The sequence below is a fragment of the Mumia sp. zg.B17 genome (assembly GCF_019550915.1).
GTDB lineage: Bacteria > Actinomycetota > Actinomycetes > Propionibacteriales > Nocardioidaceae > Mumia.
Genome location: NZ_JAHWCI010000009.1, coordinates 243058 through 266085, shown reverse-complemented (window position 1 = coordinate 266085; position 23028 = coordinate 243058). Strand labels below are relative to the sequence as shown.

Annotated in this window: 22 protein-coding genes; 17 read left to right on the top strand and 5 right to left on the bottom strand. The window is 71.4% G+C overall.

Annotated features, from left to right (window positions below; all coding sequences use genetic code 11):
• Positions 1-33: 33 nt before the first annotated feature.
• Entirely contained in the window at positions 34-3792 is a 3759-nt protein-coding gene (locus tag KV097_RS18285; RefSeq protein ID WP_220366696.1) for a nitrate reductase subunit alpha, read from the bottom strand.
• Between the two features lie 150 nt (positions 3793-3942).
• On the opposite strand from KV097_RS18285, the gene KV097_RS18280 reads away from it, so the two are divergent.
• The gene (locus tag KV097_RS18280) at positions 3943-4263 is read left to right on the top strand and encodes a hypothetical protein (RefSeq protein ID WP_220342604.1); all 321 of its coding nucleotides are present in this window, start codon (positions 3943-3945) and stop codon (positions 4261-4263) included.
• A gap of 43 nt (positions 4264-4306) precedes the next feature.
• Complete coding sequence (locus KV097_RS18275) at positions 4307-4795, top strand: DUF4383 domain-containing protein (protein WP_255559828.1); 489 nt, start codon at positions 4307-4309, stop codon at positions 4793-4795.
• A gap of 23 nt (positions 4796-4818) precedes the next feature.
• Here KV097_RS18275 and ilvA read toward each other — a convergent pair whose 3' ends face one another.
• A complete protein-coding gene (gene ilvA / locus KV097_RS18270) occupies positions 4819-6078 on the bottom strand; it encodes a threonine ammonia-lyase IlvA (protein WP_308289494.1) in 1260 nt (419 codons plus the stop codon).
• Positions 6079-6240: 162 nt separating this feature from the next.
• Between ilvA and kdpF the strand changes: the two genes are divergently transcribed.
• Genes kdpF through KV097_RS18240 form a run of 6 tightly spaced genes read left to right on the top strand, consistent with a single transcriptional unit; the run spans position 6241 to position 13890 of the window.
• A complete protein-coding gene (gene kdpF, locus KV097_RS18265; protein WP_167000460.1) occupies positions 6241-6330 on the top strand; it encodes a K(+)-transporting ATPase subunit F in 90 nt (29 codons plus the stop codon).
• Positions 6330-7991, top strand: coding sequence for a potassium-transporting ATPase subunit KdpA (gene kdpA, locus KV097_RS18260; RefSeq protein WP_220342605.1), 1662 nt, complete (start codon positions 6330-6332; stop codon positions 7989-7991). Before kdpF ends, kdpA begins: the two co-directional genes overlap by 1 nt.
• On the top strand, positions 7988-9997 hold the full coding sequence (kdpB, locus tag KV097_RS18255) for a potassium-transporting ATPase subunit KdpB (RefSeq protein WP_220342606.1): 2010 nt from the start codon (positions 7988-7990) through the stop codon (positions 9995-9997). Before kdpA ends, kdpB begins: the two co-directional genes overlap by 4 nt.
• A gap of 23 nt (positions 9998-10020) precedes the next feature.
• Positions 10021-10662, top strand: a complete 642-nt coding sequence (kdpC, locus tag KV097_RS18250) for a potassium-transporting ATPase subunit KdpC (protein ID WP_220342607.1) — start codon at positions 10021-10023, stop codon at positions 10660-10662.
• 13 nt (positions 10663-10675) lie between these two features.
• Positions 10676-13216, top strand: coding sequence for an ATP-binding protein (locus tag KV097_RS18245; protein ID WP_255559827.1), 2541 nt, complete (start codon positions 10676-10678; stop codon positions 13214-13216).
• Entirely contained in the window at positions 13213-13890 is a 678-nt protein-coding gene (locus KV097_RS18240; RefSeq protein ID WP_220366694.1) for a response regulator, read from the top strand. The genes KV097_RS18245 and KV097_RS18240 overlap by 4 nt, the downstream gene beginning before the upstream one ends.
• Positions 13891-13902: 12 nt before the next feature.
• Here the strand turns inward: KV097_RS18240 and KV097_RS18235 are convergent, their stop codons facing one another.
• Complete coding sequence (locus tag KV097_RS18235) at positions 13903-14277, bottom strand: nuclear transport factor 2 family protein (protein WP_220342610.1); 375 nt, start codon at positions 14275-14277, stop codon at positions 13903-13905.
• A 61-nt stretch (positions 14278-14338) separates the two neighbouring features.
• On the opposite strand from KV097_RS18235, the gene KV097_RS18230 reads away from it, so the two are divergent.
• Together KV097_RS18230 and KV097_RS18225 are read left to right on the top strand one after the other, a co-directional pair.
• Complete coding sequence (locus KV097_RS18230) at positions 14339-14905, top strand: dienelactone hydrolase family protein (RefSeq protein ID WP_220366693.1); 567 nt, start codon at positions 14339-14341, stop codon at positions 14903-14905.
• A 15-nt stretch (positions 14906-14920) separates the two neighbouring features.
• Complete coding sequence (locus tag KV097_RS18225; protein ID WP_220366692.1) at positions 14921-15505, top strand: YdeI family protein; 585 nt, start codon at positions 14921-14923, stop codon at positions 15503-15505.
• Between the two features lie 17 nt (positions 15506-15522).
• Here the strand turns inward: KV097_RS18225 and KV097_RS18220 are convergent, their stop codons facing one another.
• Positions 15523-15918, bottom strand: a complete 396-nt coding sequence (locus tag KV097_RS18220) for a VOC family protein (protein WP_220366691.1) — start codon at positions 15916-15918, stop codon at positions 15523-15525.
• 66 nt (positions 15919-15984) lie between these two features.
• Between KV097_RS18220 and KV097_RS18215 the strand changes: the two genes are divergently transcribed.
• On the top strand, positions 15985-17091 hold the full coding sequence (locus KV097_RS18215) for an FAD-dependent oxidoreductase (protein WP_308289493.1): 1107 nt from the start codon (positions 15985-15987) through the stop codon (positions 17089-17091).
• 48 nt (positions 17092-17139) lie between these two features.
• Entirely contained in the window at positions 17140-17706 is a 567-nt protein-coding gene (locus KV097_RS18210; protein ID WP_220345584.1) for a PadR family transcriptional regulator, read from the top strand.
• Here the strand turns inward: KV097_RS18210 and KV097_RS18205 are convergent.
• Positions 17663-17914 carry an SCO4848 family membrane protein gene (locus KV097_RS18205; protein WP_220342615.1) on the bottom strand — a complete coding sequence of 84 codons (252 nt, stop codon included), beginning with the start codon at positions 17912-17914 and terminating at the stop codon, positions 17663-17665. The genes KV097_RS18210 and KV097_RS18205 overlap by 44 nt on opposite strands.
• Before the next feature lie 26 nt (positions 17915-17940).
• Between KV097_RS18205 and KV097_RS18200 the strand changes: the two genes are divergently transcribed.
• The 5 genes from KV097_RS18200 to KV097_RS18180 all read left to right on the top strand — a co-directional run bounded on the left by KV097_RS18200 (position 17941) and on the right by KV097_RS18180 (position 23019).
• Complete coding sequence (locus KV097_RS18200; protein ID WP_220366690.1) at positions 17941-19974, top strand: NADPH-dependent 2,4-dienoyl-CoA reductase; 2034 nt, start codon at positions 17941-17943, stop codon at positions 19972-19974.
• Between the two features lie 40 nt (positions 19975-20014).
• Positions 20015-20938, top strand: a complete 924-nt coding sequence (locus KV097_RS18195; protein ID WP_220366689.1) for an aldo/keto reductase family oxidoreductase — start codon at positions 20015-20017, stop codon at positions 20936-20938.
• Positions 20935-21972, top strand: coding sequence for a class I mannose-6-phosphate isomerase (locus KV097_RS18190; RefSeq protein WP_220366688.1), 1038 nt, complete (start codon positions 20935-20937; stop codon positions 21970-21972). Before KV097_RS18195 ends, KV097_RS18190 begins: the two co-directional genes overlap by 4 nt.
• A complete protein-coding gene (locus tag KV097_RS18185; protein WP_220366687.1) occupies positions 21972-22736 on the top strand; it encodes a L,D-transpeptidase family protein in 765 nt (254 codons plus the stop codon). The genes KV097_RS18190 and KV097_RS18185 overlap by 1 nt, the downstream gene beginning before the upstream one ends.
• Before the next feature lie 139 nt (positions 22737-22875).
• Positions 22876-23019 carry a GPGG-motif small membrane protein gene (locus tag KV097_RS18180; protein ID WP_220342620.1) on the top strand — a complete coding sequence of 48 codons (144 nt, stop codon included), beginning with the start codon at positions 22876-22878 and terminating at the stop codon, positions 23017-23019.
• The last annotated feature ends 9 nt before the right edge of the window (positions 23020-23028 follow it).

The following is a 23028-nucleotide window of genomic DNA, read 5'->3' as shown; positions in this document are numbered from 1 at the left end:
TCGCTCTCCGCCCGTGGCCGGCCTGGGCTCGGACTAGTACGTCACCGGCACGGTCCGCTTGCGGACGGTGCAGACGATGTCGCGCTGGTTGCCCGTCGGGCCGAGGTAGTTGAACGCGTAGGACAGCTGCGCGTACCCGCCGACGAGGTGGGTCGGCTTGACCAGCAGACGGGTGACGGAGTTGTGGATACCGCCGCGTCGACCGGTCTTCTGCGACTTCGGGACGTCGATCAGGCGCTCCTGCGCGTGGTGGACGTAGACGACGCCGTCGGGCATCCGGTGGCTCACGATCGCGCGCGCGACGAAGACACCGTTGGCGTTGTCGCACTCCACCCAGTCGTTGTCGGCGACCTCGATCCGGTCGGCGTCCCCGACGCTCATCCACACCATCGGACCGCCGCGCGACAGCGAGAGCATGAGGAGGTTGTCCTGGTACTCCGAGTGGATCGACCACTTGTTGTGCGGGGTGAGGTACCGGACCGCGATCTGCAGGGCACCGTCCTCCACGGGAGCCGCAGCGTCTCCCACGGCCACGTCTCCGTACATGCGGTGCATGTCCAGGGGCGGACGGTACGTCGGCAGCTGCTCGCCGTAGTCGCGCATCCAGGCGTGGTCGAGGTAGAAGTGCATCCGCCCGGTGAGCGTGTGGAACGGCTTCAGGCGCTCGATGTTGACCGTGAACGGCGCGTAGCGTCGCCCGCCGGTCTCCGATCCCGACCACTCCGGAGAGGTGATCACCGACTGCGGAGCCTCCTGCGTCATCCGGAAGGTGATCTGCTTCTCCTCCGCGCCCTCGGCGAGGTCGACGAGCGGGCGGCCCGTGCGCCGCTCGAGGTCGCGGAAGCCCTGTGCGGCGAGGTGCCCGTTGGTCGTCCCGGAGAAGGTGAGGATCGCCTCCGCCATCCGCGAGTCGGTGTCGATCGCGGGCCGGCCCTCGGCCGCTCCCGACCCCATCACGCCGTGCTTGGCACCGAGCGAGGCGACCGCCTCCTCGAGGTCGTAGGTGATGTTCTTGGTGGTGAAGCCGAGCTGCTCGGCCTTGGGCCCGACGGCGGCGAGCTTGTCCGCGATCGCGGTGTAGTCGCGCTCGACGACGGCCACGACCGGCATCGTCTTGCCGGCGACCGGATCGGTCTGCCCCTCCCTCCAGTCGAGGCTCCGCCCGCCGGGCTGCGCGATCTCGCCCGGTGTGTCGTGCTGCAGCGGGACGGTGACCAGGTCCTTGCGGACCCCCAGGTGCGTCTTCGCCATCTCCGACAGCCTCACCGCGATCGCGGTGAACATGTCGAAGTCGCTGCGCGTCTCCCACGGCGGGTCGATCGCCGGGGTGAAGGCGTGCACGTACGGGTGCATGTCGGTCGAGGAGAGGTCGTACTTCTCGTACCAGGTGGCAGCCGGGAGGACGATGTCGGACAGCAGCGTCGTCGAGGTCATCCGGAAGTCGGCCGACACGAGCAGGTCGAGCTTGCCCCGCGGCGCCTCGTCCCGCCACCGGATCGTGCGCGGCGGCTCCGGTGCGTCGGTGTCGTCGACGTTCGACCGGGTGCCGAGCAGGTACTCGAGGAAGTACTCGTTGCCCTTCGCCGACGAGCCGAAGAGGTTCGAGCGCCACAGCACGAGCGTGCGCGGCCAGTTCTGCGGTGCGTCGACGTCGTCGATCGCCGCGTTCAGGCTGCCGTCCCGGAGCCGGTCGGCGATCCACGAGCCCGCGTCCGCCGCCGAGCCGGCGGCCGTCGCCGCGCCCGCCTCGTCGGCGAGGTCGAGCGGGTTGCGGTCGAACTGCGGATAGAACGGCATCCATCCCATCCGTGCCGACTTCGCGATCAGGTCGGCGGTGTGCAGGTCGCCGAGGTCGCCCTCCGCGAGCGGTGAGGCGAGGACGTCCTGGTGGGAGCCGTCGGAGCGCCACTGGCCGGTGTGCATGTACCAGTACGACGTGCCGGTCATCGTCCGCGGCGGGCGCGACCAGTCGAGCGCGTTGGCCAGCGACAGCCAGCCGGTGATCGGACGGCACTTCTCCTGGCCGACGTAGTGCGCCCAGCCGCCGCCGTTGCGCCCCATGGCTCCGGTGATCATGAGCAGCGTCAGGATCGCCCGGTACGTGACGTCCCCGTGGAACCACTGGCAGACGCCCGCGCCCAGGATGATCATCGTCCGCCCGCCCGACTCCTCGGAGTTCTGGGCCATCTCGCGTGCGATCCGGATGCACTGCGACGCGGGCACCGACGTGATCGCCTCCTGCCAGGCCGGCGTGTACGGCGACGACGCGTCGTCGTACCCGGTCGGCCACTCGCCGGGCAACCCGTCGCGGCCGACGCCGTACTGCGCGAGCATCAGGTCGAGCACCGTGGTGACGGTGTGCTCCCCGACGCGACGGACCGGGATGCCGCGCCGGATCACGCTTCCCGAGCCGTCGGGGGCGTCGAAGGCGGGCATCAGCACCTCGGCCGGCCGCGCGTCCGGGCCGATCACCGACAGCGCGGGGTCGACCTCGCCGAGGTCGAGGTTCCAGCGGCCCTCACCCTCCTCGCCGTAGCGGAACCCGACCGATCCGTTGGGGACCACCGGCTCGTTCGTACGGGCGTCGAGGAGCACCGTCTTCCACGCCTCGTTCTGCGACGTCCCCGAGCCCTCGAGGTCGGCTGCGGTGAGGAAGTTCTCCGGGACCCAGGAGCCGTCGTCGGACTGCCTGAGCCGGACGAGGAAGGGCAGGTCGGTGTACTGCTTCACGTAGTCGGTGAAGAACGGGACCTGGCGCTCGATGTAGTACTCCTTGAGCATCACGTGGCCCATCGCCATCGCCATCGCCGCGTCGGTGCCGGCCTGCGCCGGCATCCACTCGTCGGCGAACTTCGTGTTGTCGGCGAAGTCGGGTGAGACCGCGACCACCTTGGTGCCGCGATACCTCGCCTCCGCCATCCAGTGCGCGTCCGGCGTGCGGGTGACGGGGACGTTCGACCCCCACATCAGCAGGTACGAGGCGTCCCACCAGTCACCGGACTCCGGGACGTCGGTCTGGTCGCCGAACACCTGCGGGCTCGCCACCGGGAGGTCGGCGTACCAGTCGTAGAACGACGTCATGACGCCGCCGATGAGCTGGATGAAGCGCGTGCCGATGCAGTGCGACACCATCGACATCGCCGGGATCGGAGAGAAGCCCGCGCACCGGTCCGGCCCGTACGTCTTGATCGTGCTCACGTGCGCGGCGGCGGCGATCTCGACCGCCTCCTCCCACGAGATGCGGACGAGGCCACCCTTGCCGCGGGCCTGCTGGTAGCGGCGACGCTTGTCAGGGTCTGCCGCGATCTCCGCGAAGGCGAGGACCGGGTCGCCGAGACGCTCCTTGGCCTCGCGGTACATCTCGATCAGGACACCTCGTCCGTACGGGTAGCGCACCCGGGTGGGCGAGTAGGTGTACCAGGAGAAGGCCGCGCCGCGAGGGCATCCGCGCGGCTCGTACTCGGGGCGGTCCGGTCCCGTGGTGGGATAGTCGGTCTGCTGCGCCTCCCACGTGATGATCCCGTCCTTGACGTAGACCTTCCACGAGCACGACCCCGTGCAGTTCACCCCGTGCGTGGACCGAACGACCTTGTCGTGGCTCCACCGGTCGCGATAGAAGACGTCGCCGCGGCGACCGCCCTTGCGATAGACAGCGCGCCGGTCAGGACTCTCGTCCCAGCGTGAGAAGAAGTCACCGAGCGCGAGCAGGGCCTCCGACGCAGGACCGTCCGTGCCCCCGCCGGATCCCCGGCGCCGAGCACGCGCTCGTCCTTCACGGGTGGTCTGAGTCATCACAGCCTCCTCTCGCGACAACGTAGGTCGGACCGGGCATGGCCGCGACCGGAACTTCTGCGGCCCTCGGACCCCCTGTTCGCCGCCGAGCGGGGCGGGCCGGGGCCGACTACGCTCACCGTCATCGCCCGCACGGAGACGGAGGTTCGTATGCGCGACGTCGCTGCGCTCACCGAGGAGTACGTCGACGCCGCCAGCTCGGCGCCGCACGGAAGGAGCGCCGAGCTGGTGCTCACCGACGGCCCGTTGCGCCAGAGCGTCCTCGGGCTCGCCGAGGGCGCCGAGCTCTCCGAGCACGAGGCACCGCCGGCAGGCAGCATCCTGGTGCTCACGGGCGCGATCGAGGTCGTCGGCGCGTCCGGCACGACCGCCCTCGAGACGGGCATGCTCGCGCAGATCCCCCGCGAGCGTCACTCGGTGAAGGCGCTCGCCGACTCGGTCTTCCTGCTCACCGCTGTGACCGACATCTGACGCACCGGCGGGTAGGCCCTCGATCCGTGGGTACCGACGCGGCATGAAGGACATCGCAGCTGCCACGACGCCGGAGCGGAAGGCCGTCCAGACCGTACGAGCGATGGCTGCCGTGGTCGGCGCCACGTTCGTGCTCGTCGGGATCCTGGGATTCGTCCCGGGGGTGACGACGAACCTCGACGCGATCACCTGGGCCGGTCACGAGAGCGACGCCGAGCTCTTCGGCCTCTTCGAGGTCTCCGTGCTGCACAACATCCTCCACCTCGGGTTCGGGGTGGCCGGGCTGGTCCTCGCGCGGAGCGTGATCGGCTCGCTGCGCTATCTCCTCTGGGGCGGCGTCGCCTATCTGGGCCTGTGGGCGTACGGCGTCATGGTCGACCACGACCACGGCGCCAACATCGTCCCCGTGAACGATGCCGACAACTGGCTCCACCTCGGGCTGAGCATCGGCATGATCTTCCTGGCCGCCGTCGGGCGAGGACTGCTGACGCCCCGCGCGGCCGAACGCGCGCCTGGACGTGCCACGAACTGACGGGATCGCTCAGGTCGGGGCGCTCACACCAGGAACTGGAACGCCGGGTCGTCCGGAGACAGCTTCGTGGCGCGCACCGGCGAGTCCTCGAGCCGCGCGACCAGCCCGCCGAGATCGTCGGGAGAGCCGAGCTCGATACCGACGAGCGCCGGCCCTGTCTCCCGGTTGTGCCGCTTGACGTACTCGAAGAGCGTGATGTCGTCGTCCGGCCCGAGCACCTCGTCGAGGAACCGCCGCAGCGCCCCTGGCTCCTGCGGGAACTCCACGAGCCAGTAGTGCTTCACGCCGCGCGAGACCAGCGCCCGCTCGATCACCTCGGCATAGCGGCTCACGTCGTGGTTACCACCGGACACGACCGCGACGACCGACTCGCCCGGCGCCACGAGCCCGGGCACGCGCAGGGCAGCCGCGGCGAGCGCCCCGGCAGGCTCCGCGATCACGCCGTCGACCTCGAAGAGGGCGAGCATCTCCTCGCTCACGGTGCCGGCGTCGACATCGACCAGCTCGACCGCCCGGCCGCGACGGGCCAGGTCCTCGAGGACGGCCCAGGTGTGGTCCCCCACCCGGCGAACCGCGGCACCGTCGACGAACGCGTCGACCTCGTCCAGCGTGACCGGAACGCCCTTGCCCATCGCCGCGGCCATGCTCGCCGCGCCTGAGGGCTCCACACCGACGATGCGGGTGTGCGGGTGGCGTACCGCGAGCCACGCCGCCATGCCCGCGACCAGGCCCCCTCCTCCGACCGGCACGACGACGACGTCCGGGGCCGAGCCGAGCTGCTCACCGACCTCTCGCGCGACGGTGCCCTGCCCGGCGATCACGTCCGGGTGGTCGAACGCGGGCACGATCGTCGCGCCGGTGCGGGAGGCGTCCTCGTACGCGGCCGCGCTCGCGGCGTCGTAGGTGTCCCCACCGACGATGACCTCGACCGCGTCGCCGCCGAGCGTCGCGATGCGGTCGCGCTTCTGTCGCGGCGTGGTCCGCGGGAGGTAGATGCGTGCGTGCGCGCCGAGGGCACGCGCGGCGTACGCGACTCCCTGGGCGTGGTTGCCTGCGCTCGCGGCGACGAGGCCGCGCCCGCGTTCGGCGTCGTCCAGCCGCGAGATCATGTGGAAGGCGCCGCGGAGCTTGTAGGAGCGGACGACCTGGAGGTCCTCACGCTTGAGCCACACGTCGGCACCCGTCTGCTCGCACAGGCGGACGTCGCGCTCGAGCGGTGTCCGCAGAGCGACCCGGGAGACGGGCTCGTAGGCGGCGTCGACGTCGTCAGCGGTCGCAGGCACACCGTCCAGCGTAAGGACGGGCGCCTGTCCCACTCGCACTCGCCCGCCCGTCGAGACGCCCACCGAGACGCACGTCACGGGCGCGTCAAGATCGCGTCAAGGCCGGTCAAGGTCGCGTCAAGGTCGGCCGCAGGCAGCCGTCAGCGGCCAAGACTCGGCGTCATGAGTCTTGACACCGGCCTCCTGATCACACTGGTGGCCCTTCTGATCGGCTATCTGGTCGCCTCTCTCATCCACCCGGAGCGGTTCTGATGAGCGACGGTCTCGCAGGCGCGCTGAGCCTGCTCGCCCTCGTCGCCCTGCTGGCCTTGGCCTACCGCCCTCTTGGCGACTACATCGCCCGGACGCTCGAGAGCCCGCGCCACAGCCGCGTCGAGCGCCCGCTGTACCGGCTCGCCGGGGTGAACCCGGACGCGACGCAGAGCACCCGCTCGTACGCGCTGGCCGTCGTCGGCTTCTCCGTCGTGAGCCTCCTCCTCCTGTACGTCCTGCTGGTCGCACAGTCGGCCCTGCCCTACTCCCGTGGGATGGGGGGCATGCCCTGGGACATGGCGCTCAACACCGCCGTCTCGTTCGTCACCAACACCAACTGGCAGTCGTACGCCGGTGAGTCGACGCTCGGCTGGACCGCGCAGGCCGCCGGGCTCGCCGTGCAGAACTTCGTGTCGGCCGCGGTCGGCATCGCGGTCGCCGTCGCTCTGATCCGCGGCTTCACGCGAGACCGCTCGGACCAGCTCGGCAACTTCTGGGTCGACCTCGTCCGGGTGAGCCTGCGGGTCCTCCTCCCCATCGCCTTCGTCGGGGCCGTGCTGCTCGTGGTCGTGGGCACCGTGCAGAGCTTCGGCGCGGACCAGGTCGTGGACACGGTCACCGGCGGGCAGCAGACGATCACGACCGGGCCGGTCGCGAGCCAGGAGGCGATCAAGGAGCTCGGCACCAACGGCGGCGGGTTCTTCAACGCGAACTCGGCCCACCCCTTCGAGAACCCGAACGGCTTCTCGAACCTGCTCGAGATCTTCCTCATCCTCCTGATCCCGGTCGCCCTGACCCGCACGCTGGGCACGATGCTCGGCAACCGTCGGCAGGGATACGCGGTCCTGGCGGCGATGGGCGCCCTCTTCGTCACCTCGCTCGCAGTGACCACCTGGGCCGAGGTCGGTGCGCACGGACAGTCCGCACAGGCTGCCGGCGCCGCGATGGAGGGCAAGGAGACACGCTTCGGTGAGTGGGCATCCGCCCTCTTCGCCACCGCGACGACCGGCACCTCGACCGGGGCCGTCAACGCCGCGCACGACTCGTTGACCCCGACGGGCGGAGGAGCGGTCCTCGTCAACATGATGCTGGGCGAGGTCGCGCCCGGCGGTGTCGGCGCCGGGATCTACGGCATCCTCGTGATGGCGATCCTCGCGGTCTTCGTCGCAGGTCTCATGGTCGGCCGTACGCCCGAGCTGCTCGGGAAGAAGATCCGCTCGACCGAGATGCGCTACGTGGCGCTCTACACGCTGACCACGCCTGCCCTCGTCCTCGTCGGCGTCGGGATCGCGATCGGCCTCCCCAGCACCGCAGCAGCGATGGGCAACCCGGGAGGCCACGGCTTCTCCGAGGTCGTCTACGCGTTCACGTCGGCGGCGAACAACAACGGCAGCGCGTTCGGCGGCATCACGGTGACGTCCACGTTCTTCCAGCTGATGCTCGCCGCGGCGATGCTGCTCGGCCGGTTCGTGCCGATCCTGTTCGTCCTCGCCCTGGCCGGCTCGCTGGCGCGCCAGGGGAAGGTCCCCGAGACGACCGGCACCCTTCCCACTCACACTCCCCTGTTCGCGGGCCTGCTGGTCGGGGTCGTCCTCGTGATGACCGGGCTGACCTACTTCCCCGCGCTCGCCCTCGGTCCGATCGCGGAGGCCCTCGCATGACCCTCTCCCAGCTCGTGAGCCAGGCGCCGACGGCCCTGGCCAAGCTCGACCCGCGCCACATGTGGCACAACCCGGTGATGTTCGTGGTGCTCGTCGGGTCCGTCCTCACCACCGTCCTCGCCCTCGCCGACCCCGGCTTCTTCACGATCGCGATCGCGGTCTGGCTGTGGTTGACGGTGATCTTCGGCAACCTCGCCGAGGCCGTCGCCGAAGGACGCGGCAAGGCGCAGGCCGCCTCGCTGCGCGCCGCCCGCAAGGACACGGTCGCCCGACGCCTCGACCGCGACGGCACCGAGACGGAGGTCCCCGGCACGGACCTCGCGATCGGTGACCGGGTGGTCGTCGCGGCCGGGGAGGTCATCCCGGGCGACGGCGACGTGGTCGAGGGCATCGCGTCGGTCGACGAGTCGGCGATCACCGGCGAGTCCGCTCCTGTGATCCGCGAGGCAGGCGGTGACCGGTCGGCGGTGACAGGCGGCACGACCGTGCTGTCGGACCGGATCGTCGTGAGGATCACCGCGGCCCCGGGCAGCACGTTCCTCGACACGATGATCGCGCTCGTCGAGGGCACCTCGCGGCGCAAGACACCCAACGAGAACGCCCTGACGATCCTGCTGTCCAGCCTCACGATCGTCTTCCTGCTGGCGGTCGCGACGCTGGCACCGATGGCAGACTACGCGGGTGCACCGCAGCGCACGCTCGTCCTGGTGGCGCTGCTGGTCTGCCTGATCCCGACCACCATCGGTGCTCTCCTCTCGGCCATCGGCATCGCCGGCATGGATCGGCTCGTGCGGGTCAACGTCCTCGCGATGTCGGGTCGCGCCGTCGAGGCCGCCGGTGACGTCGGCACGCTGCTGCTCGACAAGACCGGGACCATCACGTACGGCAACCGCCGCGCGACGTCCTTCGTCCCGCAGGCGGGTCTGGACCCCGAGGTCCTGCGGGACACCGCACGACTCTCGAGCCTTGCCGACCCCACTCCTGAGGGCCGGTCGATCGTCGAGCTCGCCCTCACGCAGGGCGCTCCCGACGTGCCGCTCCCGGTCGGGGCCCAGATCGTCGAGTTCTCCGCATCGACGCGCATGTCCGGGGTCGACCTCGCCGACGGGACGGTGGTCCGCAAGGGCGCCTGGTCGGCCGTCCTCGCCTGGCTCGACCAGACCGCTCTGCCCCCGAGCGTCGAGTCTGCCGTGGAGCGCATCAGCGCGGACGGCGGCACCCCGCTGGTCGTCGCCGTCCGCCCCGCGCACGGCGGCGCAGGACAGGTCCTCGGCGTGATCCACCTCAAGGACGTCGTGAAGCCCGGCATGGCCGAACGCTTCGCCGAGCTGCGCCGGATGGGCATCCGTACGGTCATGGTGACGGGCGACAACGCGGTCACGGCGAAGGCGATCGCGGCGGAGGCCGGTGTGGACGACGTCCTCGCCGAGGCGACGCCCGAGGAGAAGATGGCCTACATCCGTCAGGAGCAGGCCGGTGGCCGCCTGGTCGCGATGACCGGTGACGGCACGAACGACGCTCCCGCGCTGGCTGCGGCCGACGTCGGCGTCGCGATGAGCTCGGGCACGTCGGCCGCCAAGGAGGCCGGCAACATGGTCGACCTGGACTCCGACCCGACGAAGCTCATCGACATCGTCGAGATCGGCAAGCAGCTGCTCATCACCCGAGGCGCGCTGACGACCTTCTCCGTGGCGAACGACGTCGCCAAGTACTTCGCGATCATCCCCGCGATGTTCGTCGCGGCCTACCCCGGCCTGGAGTCGTTGAACGTCATGCGGCTGCACAGCCCCGAGTCGGCGATCCTCTCGGCGGTCGTCTTCAACGCGCTCATCATCGTCGCGCTGATCCCGCTGTCGCTCAAGGGCGTGAAGTACCGGGTGACCTCCGCGGCCGGACTGCTGCGACGCAACCTCCTGGTCTACGGCCTCGGTGGCCTGGTGGCGCCGTTCGTCGGGATCAAGATCATCGACCTCCTCCTCTCGACCCTCTTCGGCTCCGCACTGTGAGCCCGTACGGAAAGGGCACGCGCATGACCACGACCACCACCCCCGCGGACCGGGAGTCCGATGCGGCACCTGTCCACGCCCCGCTCGGCGCCGGGCTCCTGCGTCAGACCGCGACGGGGCTCCGCATCCTGCTCGTCCTCACGGTGATCCTCGGGATCGGCTACCCCGCAGCCGTCTGGGCCGTCGGCCAGGTCGTCGCGCACGACCATGCGAACGGGCAGGTCGTCGAGGTCGACGGCCGACCCGTCGGATCCGCGATCATCGGGCAGACCTTCGAGGACCCGGCGCTGTTCCACCCGCGGCCGTCGGCCACCGAGTACGACGCGCTGGCGAGCGCCGCGAGCAACCTCGGCCCGTCGAACCCGGACCTTCTCGCCTCGATCGAGGAGCGGAGGACCGCCGTCGCCGAGGAGGAGGGGGTCGCCCCGTCCGACGTCCCGGCCGACGCCCTCACCGCCTCCGGCTCCGGCCTCGACCCACACATCTCGCCGGTGTACGCCGACCTCCAGGTGGCACGCGTCGCCGAGGCCAACGGCCTGGACCCGTCGACAGTGCGCGACCTCGTCACCGAGCACACCGCCGGGCGCACGCTCGGCTTCCTCGGCGAGGAGGGAGTGAACGTCCTGCTGCTCAACCTTGCGATCCTCGACGCCGCGAAGGCCTGACAGGATGGCGGACATGGACCATCCGCCCTCGCACCGCGGGCGGCTCCGGGTCTATCTCGGGGCCGCTCCCGGCGTCGGCAAGACCTACCGGATGCTCGACGAGGCACGCCGCCGCCGCGACCGCGGGACCGACGTCGTCGTCGGGTTCGTCGAGACCCACGGCCGGGTCCACACCGCCGAACAGCTCGACGGTCTGGAGGTTGTCCCCCGACGTCGGGTCACGTACCGGGAGTCGACGTACGAGGAGATGGACCTCGACGCCGTCCTGGCCCGGCGGCCCGAGGTCGTCCTCGTCGACGAGCTCGCTCACACCAACGTCCCTGGCGTTACGCACGCCAAGCGCTGGGAGGACGTGGACGCGCTCCTGGCCGCCGGGATCGACGTCGTCACCACCCTCAATGTCCAGCACCTGGACTCGCTGAACGACGTCGTGGAGGCGATCACCGGGGTCCGGCAGCGGGAGACCGTGCCCGACCAGGTGGTGCGCAGCGCCGACACCGTCGAGCTGGTCGACATGAGTCCCGAGGGGTTGCGGCGCCGGCTGGCCCACGGCAACGTCTACTCCGCCGACCGGGTGGACGCGGCGCTGTCCCGCTACTTCCGGGAGGGCAACCTCGCGGCGCTCCGCGAGCTCGCGCTGCTCTGGGTGGCCGACCGGGTCGACGAAGGGCTCGAGCGCTACCGGCACGAGCACCAGATCGATGCGACCTGGCCGGCGCGGGAGCGGATCGTGGTCGCGGTGACCGGTGGCGCGGAGTCCGCGACCCTCTTCCGCCGGGCGGCGCTCATCGCCGGTCGGACCGCGGGCGGCGAGTGGCTGGCGGTCTACGTCGCGCGTCGCGACGGCTTGTCGGGCACCTCGCCCGACCAGCTGGCACGCCAGCACGCGATGGTCACCGACCTGGGAGGCAGCTTTCACACCGTGGTCAGCGACGACGTCGCCGACGGGATCCTCTCGTTCGCGCGGGCGGAGAACGCGTCGCAGATCCTCATCGGCGCCAGCAGGCGCGGACGGTGGTCCGCGGCGCTGCGTCCTGGGGTCGGCGAGCGGGTGATCGCCGGATCGGGAGACGTGGACGTCCACATCGTCAACCACCAGGAGGCGCGGAGAGGCACCCGAGACCGGCGGCGGCCCGACCTCGGGACCCGGCGCACCGTCCTGGGCTACGGCCTCGGCGTGGTCCTCCCGGTGCTCGCTGCGCTCCTCCTGAACCTCACCGCCGACCTGCACGACCTCACTCTCGAGTCGATGGTCATGCTGAGCGTGGTGGTGCTGGTCGCGCTGGTGGGCGGTCTGGTGCCGGCCCTCGTGGCGGCCCTGCTGTCCGCGGCCCTTCTGAACTGGTTCTTCGTGGCCCCGGTGCACACGCTGGCGATCGCGCGCGGCCAGTACATCGCGGTGATCGGCGTCTTCGTCGTGGTGGGCGTCGCCGTCGCGTCGGTCGTCGACGTCGCGGCAGGACGGGCCGCGCAGGCGCGGCGGGCGTCGACCGAGGCCGACGCGCTGGCGGTCCTCTCCCACAGCCTCCTCCATGCGGGCGAGAGCCTGCCGACGCTGCTCGCACAGGCGTGCAAGGTCTTCGGCATGCGTGGCGCGGCGATCCTGGAGCGGGCGTCACACGGGTGGGAGACGATCACCGCGTACGGCGACGCGCCGGACGCGGTCTCGACTGCCGACGTCGAGGTGCCCATCGACGACCACACGTCCCTGGTGCTCCGGGGACGGACGCTCGCGGCCTCGGACCGGCGGCTCCTCACCGCGTATGCCGCGCACGCCCGAGTCGTCCGAGACCGTACGCGAGCGGCGGACCAGCGCGTGCACGCGCACGAGCTCGCCGAGGCCGACCGGACGCGTACGGCCCTCCTCGCCGCGGTCTCGCACGATCTGAGGAGTCCGCTGGCCGCCATCAAGGCTGCTGCCTCGAGCCTGCGCAACGACGAGATCACCTGGTCGGCGGAGGACGAGGCCGAGCTGGTGATGACGATCGAGGAGTCTGCCGACCGCCTCGACGCGCTGGTCGCCAACCTCCTCGACATGAGCCGCCTCCGCGCAGGCGCGATCACCGCGCTCCCCACCGACGTCGACGTCGTCGAGGTCGTCCGCAGGGCGGCCGCGGGGCTGCCTGACGCCGAACGCATCGAGGTCCGGGCGGCGGAGGGTCTCCCGGGGGCGTGCGCTGATGCGGGTCTCCTCGAACGCGTCCTCGCCAACCTGGGCGAGAACGCTCTCAAGCACACCTCGGGTCCGGTGCAGGTCCAGGCGTCGGCGTACACGGAGTCCGACGGCGCTCGCCGGGTGTCCGTGCGCGTGGTGGACCACGGCCCGGGAGTGCCGTCCCAAGGGCGCGACCGTATGTTCGCTCCCTTCCAGCGCCTGGGTGACGTGCCGCAGGGTGACGGTGTCGGTCTCGGTCTGGCCGTGGCGCGTGGGCTCACCGAGGCGATGTCGGGCACGCTGGAGGTCGAGGAGACGCCGGGTGGTGGCCTGACCTTCGTCGTCACGCTGCCGCAGGCACCGGTCTCCGGGGGCCCACCGAACGAGGAGCCAGGATGACCGTCGTGCTGGCGGTCGACGACGACCGCGCGATCCTGCGGACGCTCCGCATCAACCTCCGCGCACGCGACTACGAGGTCGAGACCGCCGGCGACGGACGGTCGGCGCTGCAGGCCGTCGCCGAGCGGGTCCCTGACGTGATCCTGCTCGACCTCGGCCTTCCCGACGTGAGCGGTACCGAGGTGATCCGCCGGATTCGTGCCACGAGCAGCGTGCCGATCGTCGTGCTCTCCGCGCGCCACGAGGCCGACGACAAGGTCGAGGCGCTCGACGCGGGTGCGGACGACTACGTGACGAAGCCGTTCGGGATGGAGGAGCTGCTCGCGCGCCTGCGGGCGGCCGTACGCAGAGGCGGGACCTCCCCGTCGCCGTCGCCCGCGGTCTCCGTCGGAGGACTCGTCATCGACCCCGAGGACGGCACCGCCGCGAGGTCCGGTGTGGAGGTGCACCTGACCCCGACGGAGTGGCGGATCGTCACCGCCCTGCTGCGGCGTCCCGGCCGGCTCGTCCGCCAGAGCGAGCTCCTGCGTGAGGTGTGGGGCCCGGCGTACGAGCGCGAGACCCACTATCTGCGGGTCTATTTCGCGCAGATCCGCCGCAAGCTCGAGGACGACCCCGCCAACCCCAGGCACTTCGTCACCGAGCCAGGGCTGGGCTACCGCTTCGTCGGGTGAGCGCTCCCGGGCTCAGCGCACGCTCGGGCGGTCGATGATCCAGCGCCACGTCCCGTCGGGCTGACGCCGCGCGACCTCGCACGTCGCGCCGCCGGCACCGGCGTCCATCGGCAGCACCGTCGTGGAGAGGGCCACGTCGCCTCGAACCAGCGGCCGACGCGGGATGCCCGCCCGGATCGGCCGGTGACCGGCGAGGGCGCGCGCGTAGAAGGCACGGATGTCGTCGTGCCCGACCGCGAGGCGGCCGTCGGGCATCTCGAGCACGGCCGTCGGCTCGTACAGCGCGACGACGCCCTCGACGTCGCGGGCGGTGAGGCGCTCGACGAGCTGCACGCTCAGCTCGTCGGGAGTGCGTGGGGCGGCGAGGAGATCGGACGACGTGGACATGTGTTCGAGAGTAGGTGCGGGCACTGACACGTCTCGGCGCTCGGGTCTAGCGTGCTGGAGCATGACGGAGATCGTGCTGTTCCACCACGCCCAGGGGCAGACCGAGGGGTTCATCGGGTTCGCCGACGAGCTCCGTGCGGCCGGCCACACCGTGCACACGCCCGACTACTTCGACGGCCGGACGTTCACCAGCGTCGAGGAGGCTGTCGGCTACCGCGACGAGGTCGGCCGGGAGGAGCTGATGCGCCGCGCAGGAGCGGCGGTCGACGGGCTTCCAGCCGAGGTCCTGTGGATGGGGATGTCGCTCGGGGCGGTCTTCGCCCAGCTCGAGGCCCAGACCCGACCCGGGGCCCTCGGTGCTGTCTTCCTCTACGGCGTGCTGCCTCCCGAGGCACTCGGTTCGACCTGGCCCGCCGGACTCCCCGCCCAGGTCCACGGCATGGTCGACGACCCGTGGATCAACTGGGATGCCGAGGTCGCGCCGTTCGCCGAGGCCTCCGGGGCGGAGGTGTTCCGCTATCCCGGGACCCGTCACCTGTTCGGCGAGGTCGGCAACGTCGACTACGACTCCGACGCGGCCGGCCTGCTGCGCGAGCGCGTGCTCGCCTTCGCCTCCCGCGTCGGCTGAGAAGGAGGTCACCTGATGCCATCGATGAGCGACGCCCCACGACTCCCGATCAGCTCGGCGACCCGGTGGCGAGACTGGCTCGCCGACCACCACGCCGACCCCGAGCCCGGGGTCTGGGTGGTGTGGGCTCGACACGAGGCCGACCGCCCCGAGCTCTCGTACGAGGCGTTGATCGAGGAGGCCCTGGCCTTCGGCTGGATCGACGGTCAGGCCAAGGGCCTCGACGACGAGCACTCGATGCTGTGGATGACCCGCCGTCGCCCCGGCTCGGTGTGGAGCCGTCTGTCGAAGGAGCGTGTCGCCCGCGTCGAGGCCTCCGGACGCATGACTCCTGCCGGCCGGGAGGCGATCGACCGGGCGAAGGCCGACGGGTCGTGGACCGTGCTCGACTCCGTCGAGGCGATGGATGTCCCCGACGACCTCGCGGCCGCCCTGGACGCCGACCCCGAGGCACGGCGTCAGTTCGACGCGTTCACCGCCGGGCGCCGCAAGCAGATCCTGCGCTGGCTCGTCGACGCGAAGCGGCCCAGCACCCGTGAGACGCGGATCGCCGAGGTGGTCCGGCTCGCCGCCCAGGGGATCGCCGCCAACAACCGGTAGCCAGGACGTCGCAGCGGTCACCCGAGGGGCTGGAGCACCTCGAGCCGGTTGCCGAACGGGTCTGCGGTGTAGAAGCGCCGGTGCCGTGGGAACGCGTCGTCCCAGGTCACCTCGATGCCGGCCGCCGCGAGCCGCGCAGCCACGTCGTCGATCCGCGCGACGAGCATGCCGGGGTGCGCCTTGTGCGCGGGTCGGAAGTCCTCCTCGACCCCCAGATGCACCTCCACGCCGCCCGACCGGAACCAGCAGCCGCCCCGAGCCCCGAGCTCGGCGGGCTTCTCCAGCTCGTGCATGCCGAGCACACCGCCCCAGAACGCACGGCACGCGTCCTCGCCGCCGGCCGGGATCGCCAGCTGGACGTGGTGCAGGTGGACGAAGGCGAGGTGCTCCGGGTCGGAGTGCGGGACCGTCATGGCGGCCACGCTATCCGGGCGCGCCCTCCCGGAACACCCGCGCCGACGCGATGGTTGTCCTCATACGTGAGCCGTTCTCCCGACACCGTGACGCTGGTCGACGTGGTCGTGATCGGCGCAGGACAGGCCGGGCTCTCGGCGGCGTACCACCTCCAGCGGCTCGGGGCCTCGTTCGTCGTCCTCGATGCGAACCCCGCTCCCGGGGGCGCGTGGCAGCACCGGTGGCGCACGCTGACGATGGGTGACGTCCACGGGATCGCGACCCTTCCGGGACTCGATGTGCCCGAGGCCGTGGACGACGCGGCCGCCCGTGACTTCGTTCCCGCGTACTACGCCGCCTACGAGGAGCGCTTCGGCCTCCCCGTCGTCCGACCGGTGCGGGTGAGCGCAGTCGAGGACGCCGACCCCGGGAACCGCGGCGGGGACCTCCTCGTCCGCACGGACGCCGGCGTGTGGCGCGCGCCGGCTGTCATCAACGCCACGGGTACGTGGGAGCGACCGTTCTGGCCGAGCTATCCAGGAGCGTCGTCGTTCCGCGGCCGCCAGCTCCACACCCACGGCTACGAGGGACCCGAGGACCTCGCCGGTCTGGACGTGGTCGTCGTGGGCGGCGGCGCCTCCGCCGTGCAGGTCCTCGGCGAGATCGCCCCGCTCGCCGCGTCGACGACCTGGGTCACGCGTCGCGAGCCCGTGTGGCGCGTCGGCGACTTCGACCCGGACGCCGGCCGCGAGGCGGTGGCGCTGGTCGAGGAGCGCGTACGGCAGGGCCTCCCGCCGCAGAGCGTCGTGAGTGTGACCGGTCTGCTGCTGCGCCCTCAAGAGGCACGCGCCGCGGCGATGGGGGCGTACGAGCGGCACCCGATGTTCACGCGGATCGAGCCCGAGGGGGTGCGGATGGCCGACGGGACCTCCCGGCACGCGGACGCCATCGTGTGGGCCACGGGCTTCCGGGCCGTGCTGAGCCACCTGGCGCCGTTGCACCTGCGCGAGGACACCGGCGGAGTGCGTCTCGTCGCCCGTGAGGATGCGCACACCCCGACGACCGCGGCACGCGACCACCGGGTGCAGCTGGTCGGCTACGGGCCCTCGGCGTCGACGATCGGGGCCAACCGCGCGGGGCGGGTGGCCGCCCGGTCGGCGGTGCGGGTCCTCGACGACCGAGCCGCCGCCTGAGCCGATGCAACGGCTTGCACTGCAAAGAGTTGCATATAGACTCGGCACATGGCCCTGGAGCACGCGATCCTCGTCTCGCTCGCCGAACGATCGGCGTGCGGCTACGACCTGACGCGCCGGTTCGACAAGTCGATCGGCTACTTCTGGAAGGCCAGCCACCAGCAGATCTACAAGGTGCTGGGGCGGATGGAGGGTGACGGGCTGGTGGAGTCGCACCCGGTTCCGCAGGACGGCCGACCGGACAAGAAGGTGTACGCCATCACCGGCGCGGGGCACGCCGCGCTGCTCGAGTGGTCACGCACACCGAGCCCGTCAGAAGCCTCCCGGAGCGACTTCGCGGTCAAGCTCCGCGGGCTGCCGTACTGCGACCGCGACGCCGTTCTCGCCGACGTACGCCGCCGGGCGGAGACCCACCGCGAGCGGCTCGCGTACTACCGCGCCGACGAGGCTCGCAACTTCTCCGACGCCGATGCGCTCGACGACGGCCAGCGCGCGCAGTACGCCGTGCTCCGTGGAGGTCTGCTGCTCGAGCAGGCCGGGCTCGACTGGTGCGAGGAGGTCGAACGGCTGCTCAAACAGCCGAGCGCGCCTTCCGCCTCGACCGGAGCGCCGTGAACGCCACCCACAGGATGCCGACCGCGATCGAGACGGCCACGACGATCAGCACCGCGTGGACCCACAGGAAGCCGGTCGGCGTGCTGTCCCCGACGGCGCCCTCCCACGCTCGCTCGTCGTCCCACACCGCCATCCCGAACCGCGGCCAGATGACGATGTTGAACACCCCGGCCAGCACCAGGAACCACGCAGCACGACGAGAGATCACCCGTCTAGTGAACACCAGAGGATCCCATGGCTGAGCAGCCCGCCCCCACCCCGTACCCGCACCTCCTCTCCCCGATCACGGTCGGCGGGGTCACGCTGCGCAACCGCGTGATGATGGGCTCGATGCACACCAAGCTCGAGGACCGGGCGAGCGACATCTCCAAGCTCGCGGCGTACTTCGCCGAGCGGGCCGAGGGTGGCACCGCGCTCCTCGTCACCGGCGGGTACGCCCCGAGCTGGCGTGGCTGGCTCAGCCCGATGGGCTCGACCATGGCATCCCGTCGCCTGGCCGACCGCCACCGGGAGGTCACGGAGGCGGTCCACGCCCACGACAGCCGCATCCTCATGCAGGTGCTGCACGCCGGCCGGTACGGGTACTCCCCTTTCTCCAAGGGCGTCTCGGCGAAGAAGTCGCCGATCACCCCGTTCAAGCCGAGCGCGATGAGCACCCGCGAGGTCGAGCGGACGATCCACGACTTCGTGCGCGCCGCGCTGCTCGCCCAGCGCGCCGGCTACGACGGCGTCGAGGTCATGGGGTCCGAGGGATACCTCATCAACCAGTTCCTCGCGGCCCGCACCAACGACCGCACCGACGCCTGGGGTGGCACCGCCGCGAAGCGGATGCGCTTCGCCGTCGAGGTGGTCCGCCGCATCCGTGAGGCCACCGCGGAGCAGTTCATCGTCCAGTACCGGATCTCGCTGCTCGACCTCGTCGACGACGCGCAGACCTGGGAGGAGACCGTCGAGCTGGCCCGCAAGCTCGAGGAGGCGGGCGCGTCGATCCTCAACACCGGGATCGGCTGGCACGAGGCCCGCGTCCCCACGATCGTCACCTCGGTGCCACGCGCCGCGTTCGCCTGGGTGACCGGCAAGCTGCGTCCCGAGGTCGGGATCCCGGTGATCGCCTCGAACCGCATCAACACCCCGGAGATCGCCGAGAAGATCCTCGCCGACGGCCAGGCCGACATGGTGTCGATGGCGCGCCCGCTGCTCGCCGACGCCGCGTTCGTCAACAAGGCGGCCGCCGGCCGCGCCGACGAGATCAACACCTGCATCGCCTGCAACCAGGGCTGCCTCGACCACACCTTCAGGAACCAGCGCGCGACCTGCCTGGTCAACCCCCGCGCCGGCTACGAGACCGAGCTGCGCCTCCTCCCCGTCCCTGAGCCGCGCCGCAAGCGGGTCGCCGTCGTCGGCGCCGGCCCCGCGGGACTCGCCGCAGCCACGGAGATCGCCGACCGCGGGCACCAGGTGACCCTGTACGAGGCCGACGACCAGGTGGGCGGCCAGTTCCGGCTGGCACAGCGGATCCCCGGCAAGGAGGAGTTCGCCGAGACGCTGCGCTACTACGCACGGCGCCTCGAGACCACCGGCGTCGACGTGCGGCTCTCGACCCGGGCGACCGTCGCCGACCTTCAGGCGTACGACGAGGTCGTCGTCGCGACCGGCGTCGTCCCTCGGGTGCCGGAGATCAAGGGCCTGGACCACGCGAGCGTGGCGTCGTACCCCGACGTGATCGAGGGCCGCGTCGAGGCTGGAGAGAGGGTAGCCGTCATCGGCGCGGGCGGGATCGGCTTCGACGTCGCCGAGTTCCTCCTCCACGAGCCGGACGAGGACCTCGACGAGTGGATGGCACGCTGGGGCGTGACCGACCCCGAGCTCGAGCGCGGGGGCCTCGCAACCAAGGTCAAGGCGCCGCCGAAGCGAGAGGTGTGGCTCCTCCAGCGCAAGGACGCACCGCTGGGCAAGGGCCTCGCCAAGACCTCGGGCTGGGTCCACCGCGCCACGCTCAAGGACGCCGGCGTCCACATGCTCGGCGGCGTCACGTACGAGTTCGTCGACGACGCGGGGCTCCACATCCTCGACCAGGACGGCGCCGAGCAGGTCCTGGCGGTCGACACCGTCGTGGTGTGCGCAGGACAGGAGTCGGTCGCCGACCTCGCCGAGCCGCTGCGCGAGGCCGGCGTGAGCGTGCACGTGATCGGTGGCGCCGACGTGGCCGCCGAGCTGGACGCCAAGCGCGCCATCCGCCAGGCGACGGAGCTGGCCGCCCGCCTCTGAGCCGCGAGCCGATGCGGCGCTGAGCGGCCAGGATGAGGGCATGAGACTCGCCTACGGCTGCATGGGACTCGGGTCCGCCGGATCCGCACCGACCGACGAGGAGGTCGACCGCGCAGAGGCCGCGGTCCGCACGGCGTACGACATCGGCATCCGTCTCTTCGACCATGCCGACATCTACGGCGGCGGATCCGCGGAGTCGGTGTTCGGGACCGTCCTCGCCCGCAACCCTGGCCTGCGGGACCAGCTCGAGATCCAGACCAAGTGCGGGATCGTCCTCGGCGGCGCGGAGAACGGCAATGCGTACGACCTGTCCCGCGAGCACATCCTCGCCTCGGTGGAGGGGAGCCTCGCGCGGCTCGGCATCGATCGGCTCGACCGCCTGCTCCTGCATCGCCCGGACCCGCTCGCCCGACCGGAGGAGATCGCCGACGCGTTCGACGTGCTGCGGGCCGAGGGCACGGTCCGCGGCTTCGGCGTCTCCAACATGGCCGCGTCGCACATCGCTCACCTGCGCTCGGCGGTCGATCAGCCGCTCGAGGTCGACCAGGTCGAGCTCGGTCTGCACCACCGCGACCTCATCGAGGCGGGCGTGCTCGTCAACCATCCCGACGCGCGGGCGTACGCACCGGTGGCGGGGACGCTCGAGTACTGCACCGACCACGCCATCACCGTCCAGGCGTACGGGCCGCTGGCCCAGGGGCGCTTCACGGGAAGGCCGCGAGGGCCGGAGGACGAGGCCACGGCGGCGCTCGTCCGCCGCTACGCCGACGAGCTCGGGGCCGCGCCGGAGGCCGTCGTCCTGGGGTGGCTCCTCAAGCACCCTGCGGACGTCGTCGCCGTCATCGGCACGACCGACCCCGGCCGCATCCGTGCCTGCGCCGACGCCGAGGCGGTCGGAGAGGCGATGACGCGTCACCAGTGGTGGTCGTTGTGGTCTGCGGCACGTGGTAAGCCAGTGCCGTGACCCCCCAGCTGCTCCAGCCGAACCTCGTCCACCATTTCTACGCGGGCGGTGCGCGCATCGCCGCCCTCCGGGGCCTGCCGCCGGTCGAACGTTGCCCGGAGGAGTGGGTGGGCGCGACGGTGGCGCGCGACGGCTCGTCAGAGGTCGGCCTCGCCCGTACGGCCGACGGGACGCTGGTCCGCGATCTCGTCCAGGCAGACGCCGCCGCCTGGGTCGGCGGCGACAGCATCGGCGGCGACACCGGGATCCTGCTCAAGCTGCTCGACGCCGGCCAGCGGCTCCCCGTCCACGTCCACCCCGATCGTGACTTCGCAGCGCGCCATCTCGACTGCCCGTACGGCAAGACCGAGGCATGGCTCGTGCTGGAGGCCACCGGCGACGCGGCGGTCTATCTCGGGTGGAGCGCCGACGTGGACCCCGACGAGCTCGCCGAGCGCCGAGATGCCCAGGACAGCGACTGGATGCTGAGCCGGCTCAACCGCATCCCCGTCCGTCCCGGCGACGCCTTCCTCGTCCCGGCCGGCACGCCGCACGCGATCGGCGAGGGGGTCTTCGTCGCCGAGGTGCAGGAGCCGACCGACTTCTCGATCCTGCTCGAGTGGTCGATCACGACCTCCACACGCGACGAGTCCCACCTCGGCCTGGGCTTCGACCAGGCGATGGCAGCCGTCTCGACCGCGGGTCTGAGCGGTCAGGCGCTCGAGCAGCTCGTCGTCCACCACGACCTGGACGACCGCGTTGCGACGCCCGTCCCCCTCCTCCCGGAGGCGGGCGACCCCTACTTCCGGCTGCACCTGCTCGCCCCCGGGCCGGACGACGCCCCGGAGGTCCGGGAGGGCTTCGCCGCGCTCGTCGTGCTCTCGGGGACGGGGGTCCTCGAGGGCGCCGCAGGGTCGGTGCCGGTCGGCGGCGGGCAGTCTCTCGTGGTGCCGAGCGCCTTCGGGCCGTGGCGGTTGGTCGGCGACGCACGCGTGCTCGTGGCGCGTCCGGGCGAGGGGTGGCGCGAAGCCCTCGGCCAGCGCATCGTGGGGTGATGTCGCCACGACTCCTCCTCGCGCTGCTCGGCGCCGCTGCCCTCGTCGTGGGCATCCCTGCCACGGCGACGCCCGTGACCTCCACGACCACCTCGACGTCCTCGGCCGCGAGCCCGGCGGCGGCGTCTCGCGCCGCCTCCACCGTCCGGCTCGACGGCGTGACCGTACGGCTGCGTGCCGGCACCCGCCAGGTGGTGACGGTCAACCGCACCCGGTCGTACCATGCGCGGGTCACGTTCTGGGTGCTCCGCGACGGCCGGTGGATCGCCAAGCGGCGCACCACCAACGGACGCATCGGGTACGGCGGGCTGGTCGCCGCGACCAAGCGCAAGCAGTCCACGGGCACGACGCCGCTCGGGACGTTCACGATGACCGAGGCGTTCGGACTCCGCGCCCGACCGAGCGGAACGGCTCTGCCGTACAGGAAGGTCCGCAAGGGGGACTACTGGGTGCAGGACAACCGCTCCCGCGCCTACAACACGCTGCGCAACAAGAGCGCGGGCGGCTTCAGGTGGTGGCTCCCCGCCTCGAACCGCAACGCCTCGGAGCGTCTGCGCGACTACCGCCGCGCCTACGTCTGGTCGATCGTCGTCGACTTCAACCGTCCACCGAACGCGGTTCGCTATCGCGGGTCGGGCATCTTCCTCCACGCGAACGGCACGGGCGCGACCGCCGGATGCGTGTCCGCTCCAGCCTCGTTCATCCGCTTTGTTCTAAAATGGCTACGGGCAGATCGTGTACCTCTGATAACGATCGGGCGCTAAAAGTTCCCGATTTCGAGGAAAAGTCCCTCCGCGATCTGTCAAGCCCCCACGGAGGGGCTAGCGTTCTCAATCGTGCGGCGACGATGTCGCACCCCCCTAGCCCCGGGGCCCCCCGGCCCGGGAGAACGGAGTGAGAGACATGTCTTTCCTTCTCTGGATCCTTGCCGTCATCCTCGTCGTGGCCGGCATCGTTGCACTGGTTCGTCGCCAGGTCCTGTGGGGCGTCGTCCTCATCATCGTGGGCCTGCTCGTTGGCCCGGGTGGCGTGAGCCTCTTCGCTTAACCTCCGAAC

Bases quoted from the DNA above. Each gene is read 5' to 3' on its own strand.
- KV097_RS18275 (WP_255559828.1), top strand. From the start codon at position 4,307: ATGAAGGACATCGCAGCTGCCACGACGCCGGAGCGGAAGGCCGTCCAG.
- KV097_RS18235 (WP_220342610.1), bottom strand. From the start codon at position 14,277: ATGTCCACGTCGTCCGATCTCCTCGCCGCCCCACGCACTCCCGACGAG.
- KV097_RS18285 (WP_220366696.1), bottom strand. From the start codon at position 3,792: ATGACTCAGACCACCCGTGAAGGACGAGCGCGTGCTCGGCGCCGGGGA.
- kdpB (WP_220342606.1), top strand. From the start codon at position 7,988: ATGACCCTCTCCCAGCTCGTGAGCCAGGCGCCGACGGCCCTGGCCAAG.
- KV097_RS18195 (WP_220366689.1), top strand. From the start codon at position 20,015: ATGAGACTCGCCTACGGCTGCATGGGACTCGGGTCCGCCGGATCCGCA.
- KV097_RS18230 (WP_220366693.1), top strand. From the start codon at position 14,339: ATGACGGAGATCGTGCTGTTCCACCACGCCCAGGGGCAGACCGAGGGG.
- KV097_RS18245 (WP_255559827.1), top strand. From the start codon at position 10,676: ATGGACCATCCGCCCTCGCACCGCGGGCGGCTCCGGGTCTATCTCGGG.
- KV097_RS18280 (WP_220342604.1), top strand. From the start codon at position 3,943: ATGCGCGACGTCGCTGCGCTCACCGAGGAGTACGTCGACGCCGCCAGC.
- KV097_RS18225 (WP_220366692.1), top strand. From the start codon at position 14,921: ATGCCATCGATGAGCGACGCCCCACGACTCCCGATCAGCTCGGCGACC.
- kdpF (WP_167000460.1), top strand. From the start codon at position 6,241: ATGAGTCTTGACACCGGCCTCCTGATCACACTGGTGGCCCTTCTGATC.
- KV097_RS18210 (WP_220345584.1), top strand. From the start codon at position 17,140: ATGGCCCTGGAGCACGCGATCCTCGTCTCGCTCGCCGAACGATCGGCG.
- KV097_RS18240 (WP_220366694.1), top strand. From the start codon at position 13,213: ATGACCGTCGTGCTGGCGGTCGACGACGACCGCGCGATCCTGCGGACG.
- kdpA (WP_220342605.1), top strand. From the start codon at position 6,330: ATGAGCGACGGTCTCGCAGGCGCGCTGAGCCTGCTCGCCCTCGTCGCC.
- KV097_RS18220 (WP_220366691.1), bottom strand. From the start codon at position 15,918: ATGACGGTCCCGCACTCCGACCCGGAGCACCTCGCCTTCGTCCACCTG.
- KV097_RS18180 (WP_220342620.1), top strand. From the start codon at position 22,876: ATGTCTTTCCTTCTCTGGATCCTTGCCGTCATCCTCGTCGTGGCCGGC.
- kdpC (WP_220342607.1), top strand. From the start codon at position 10,021: ATGACCACGACCACCACCCCCGCGGACCGGGAGTCCGATGCGGCACCT.
- KV097_RS18200 (WP_220366690.1), top strand. From the start codon at position 17,941: ATGGCTGAGCAGCCCGCCCCCACCCCGTACCCGCACCTCCTCTCCCCG.
- KV097_RS18185 (WP_220366687.1), top strand. From the start codon at position 21,972: ATGTCGCCACGACTCCTCCTCGCGCTGCTCGGCGCCGCTGCCCTCGTC.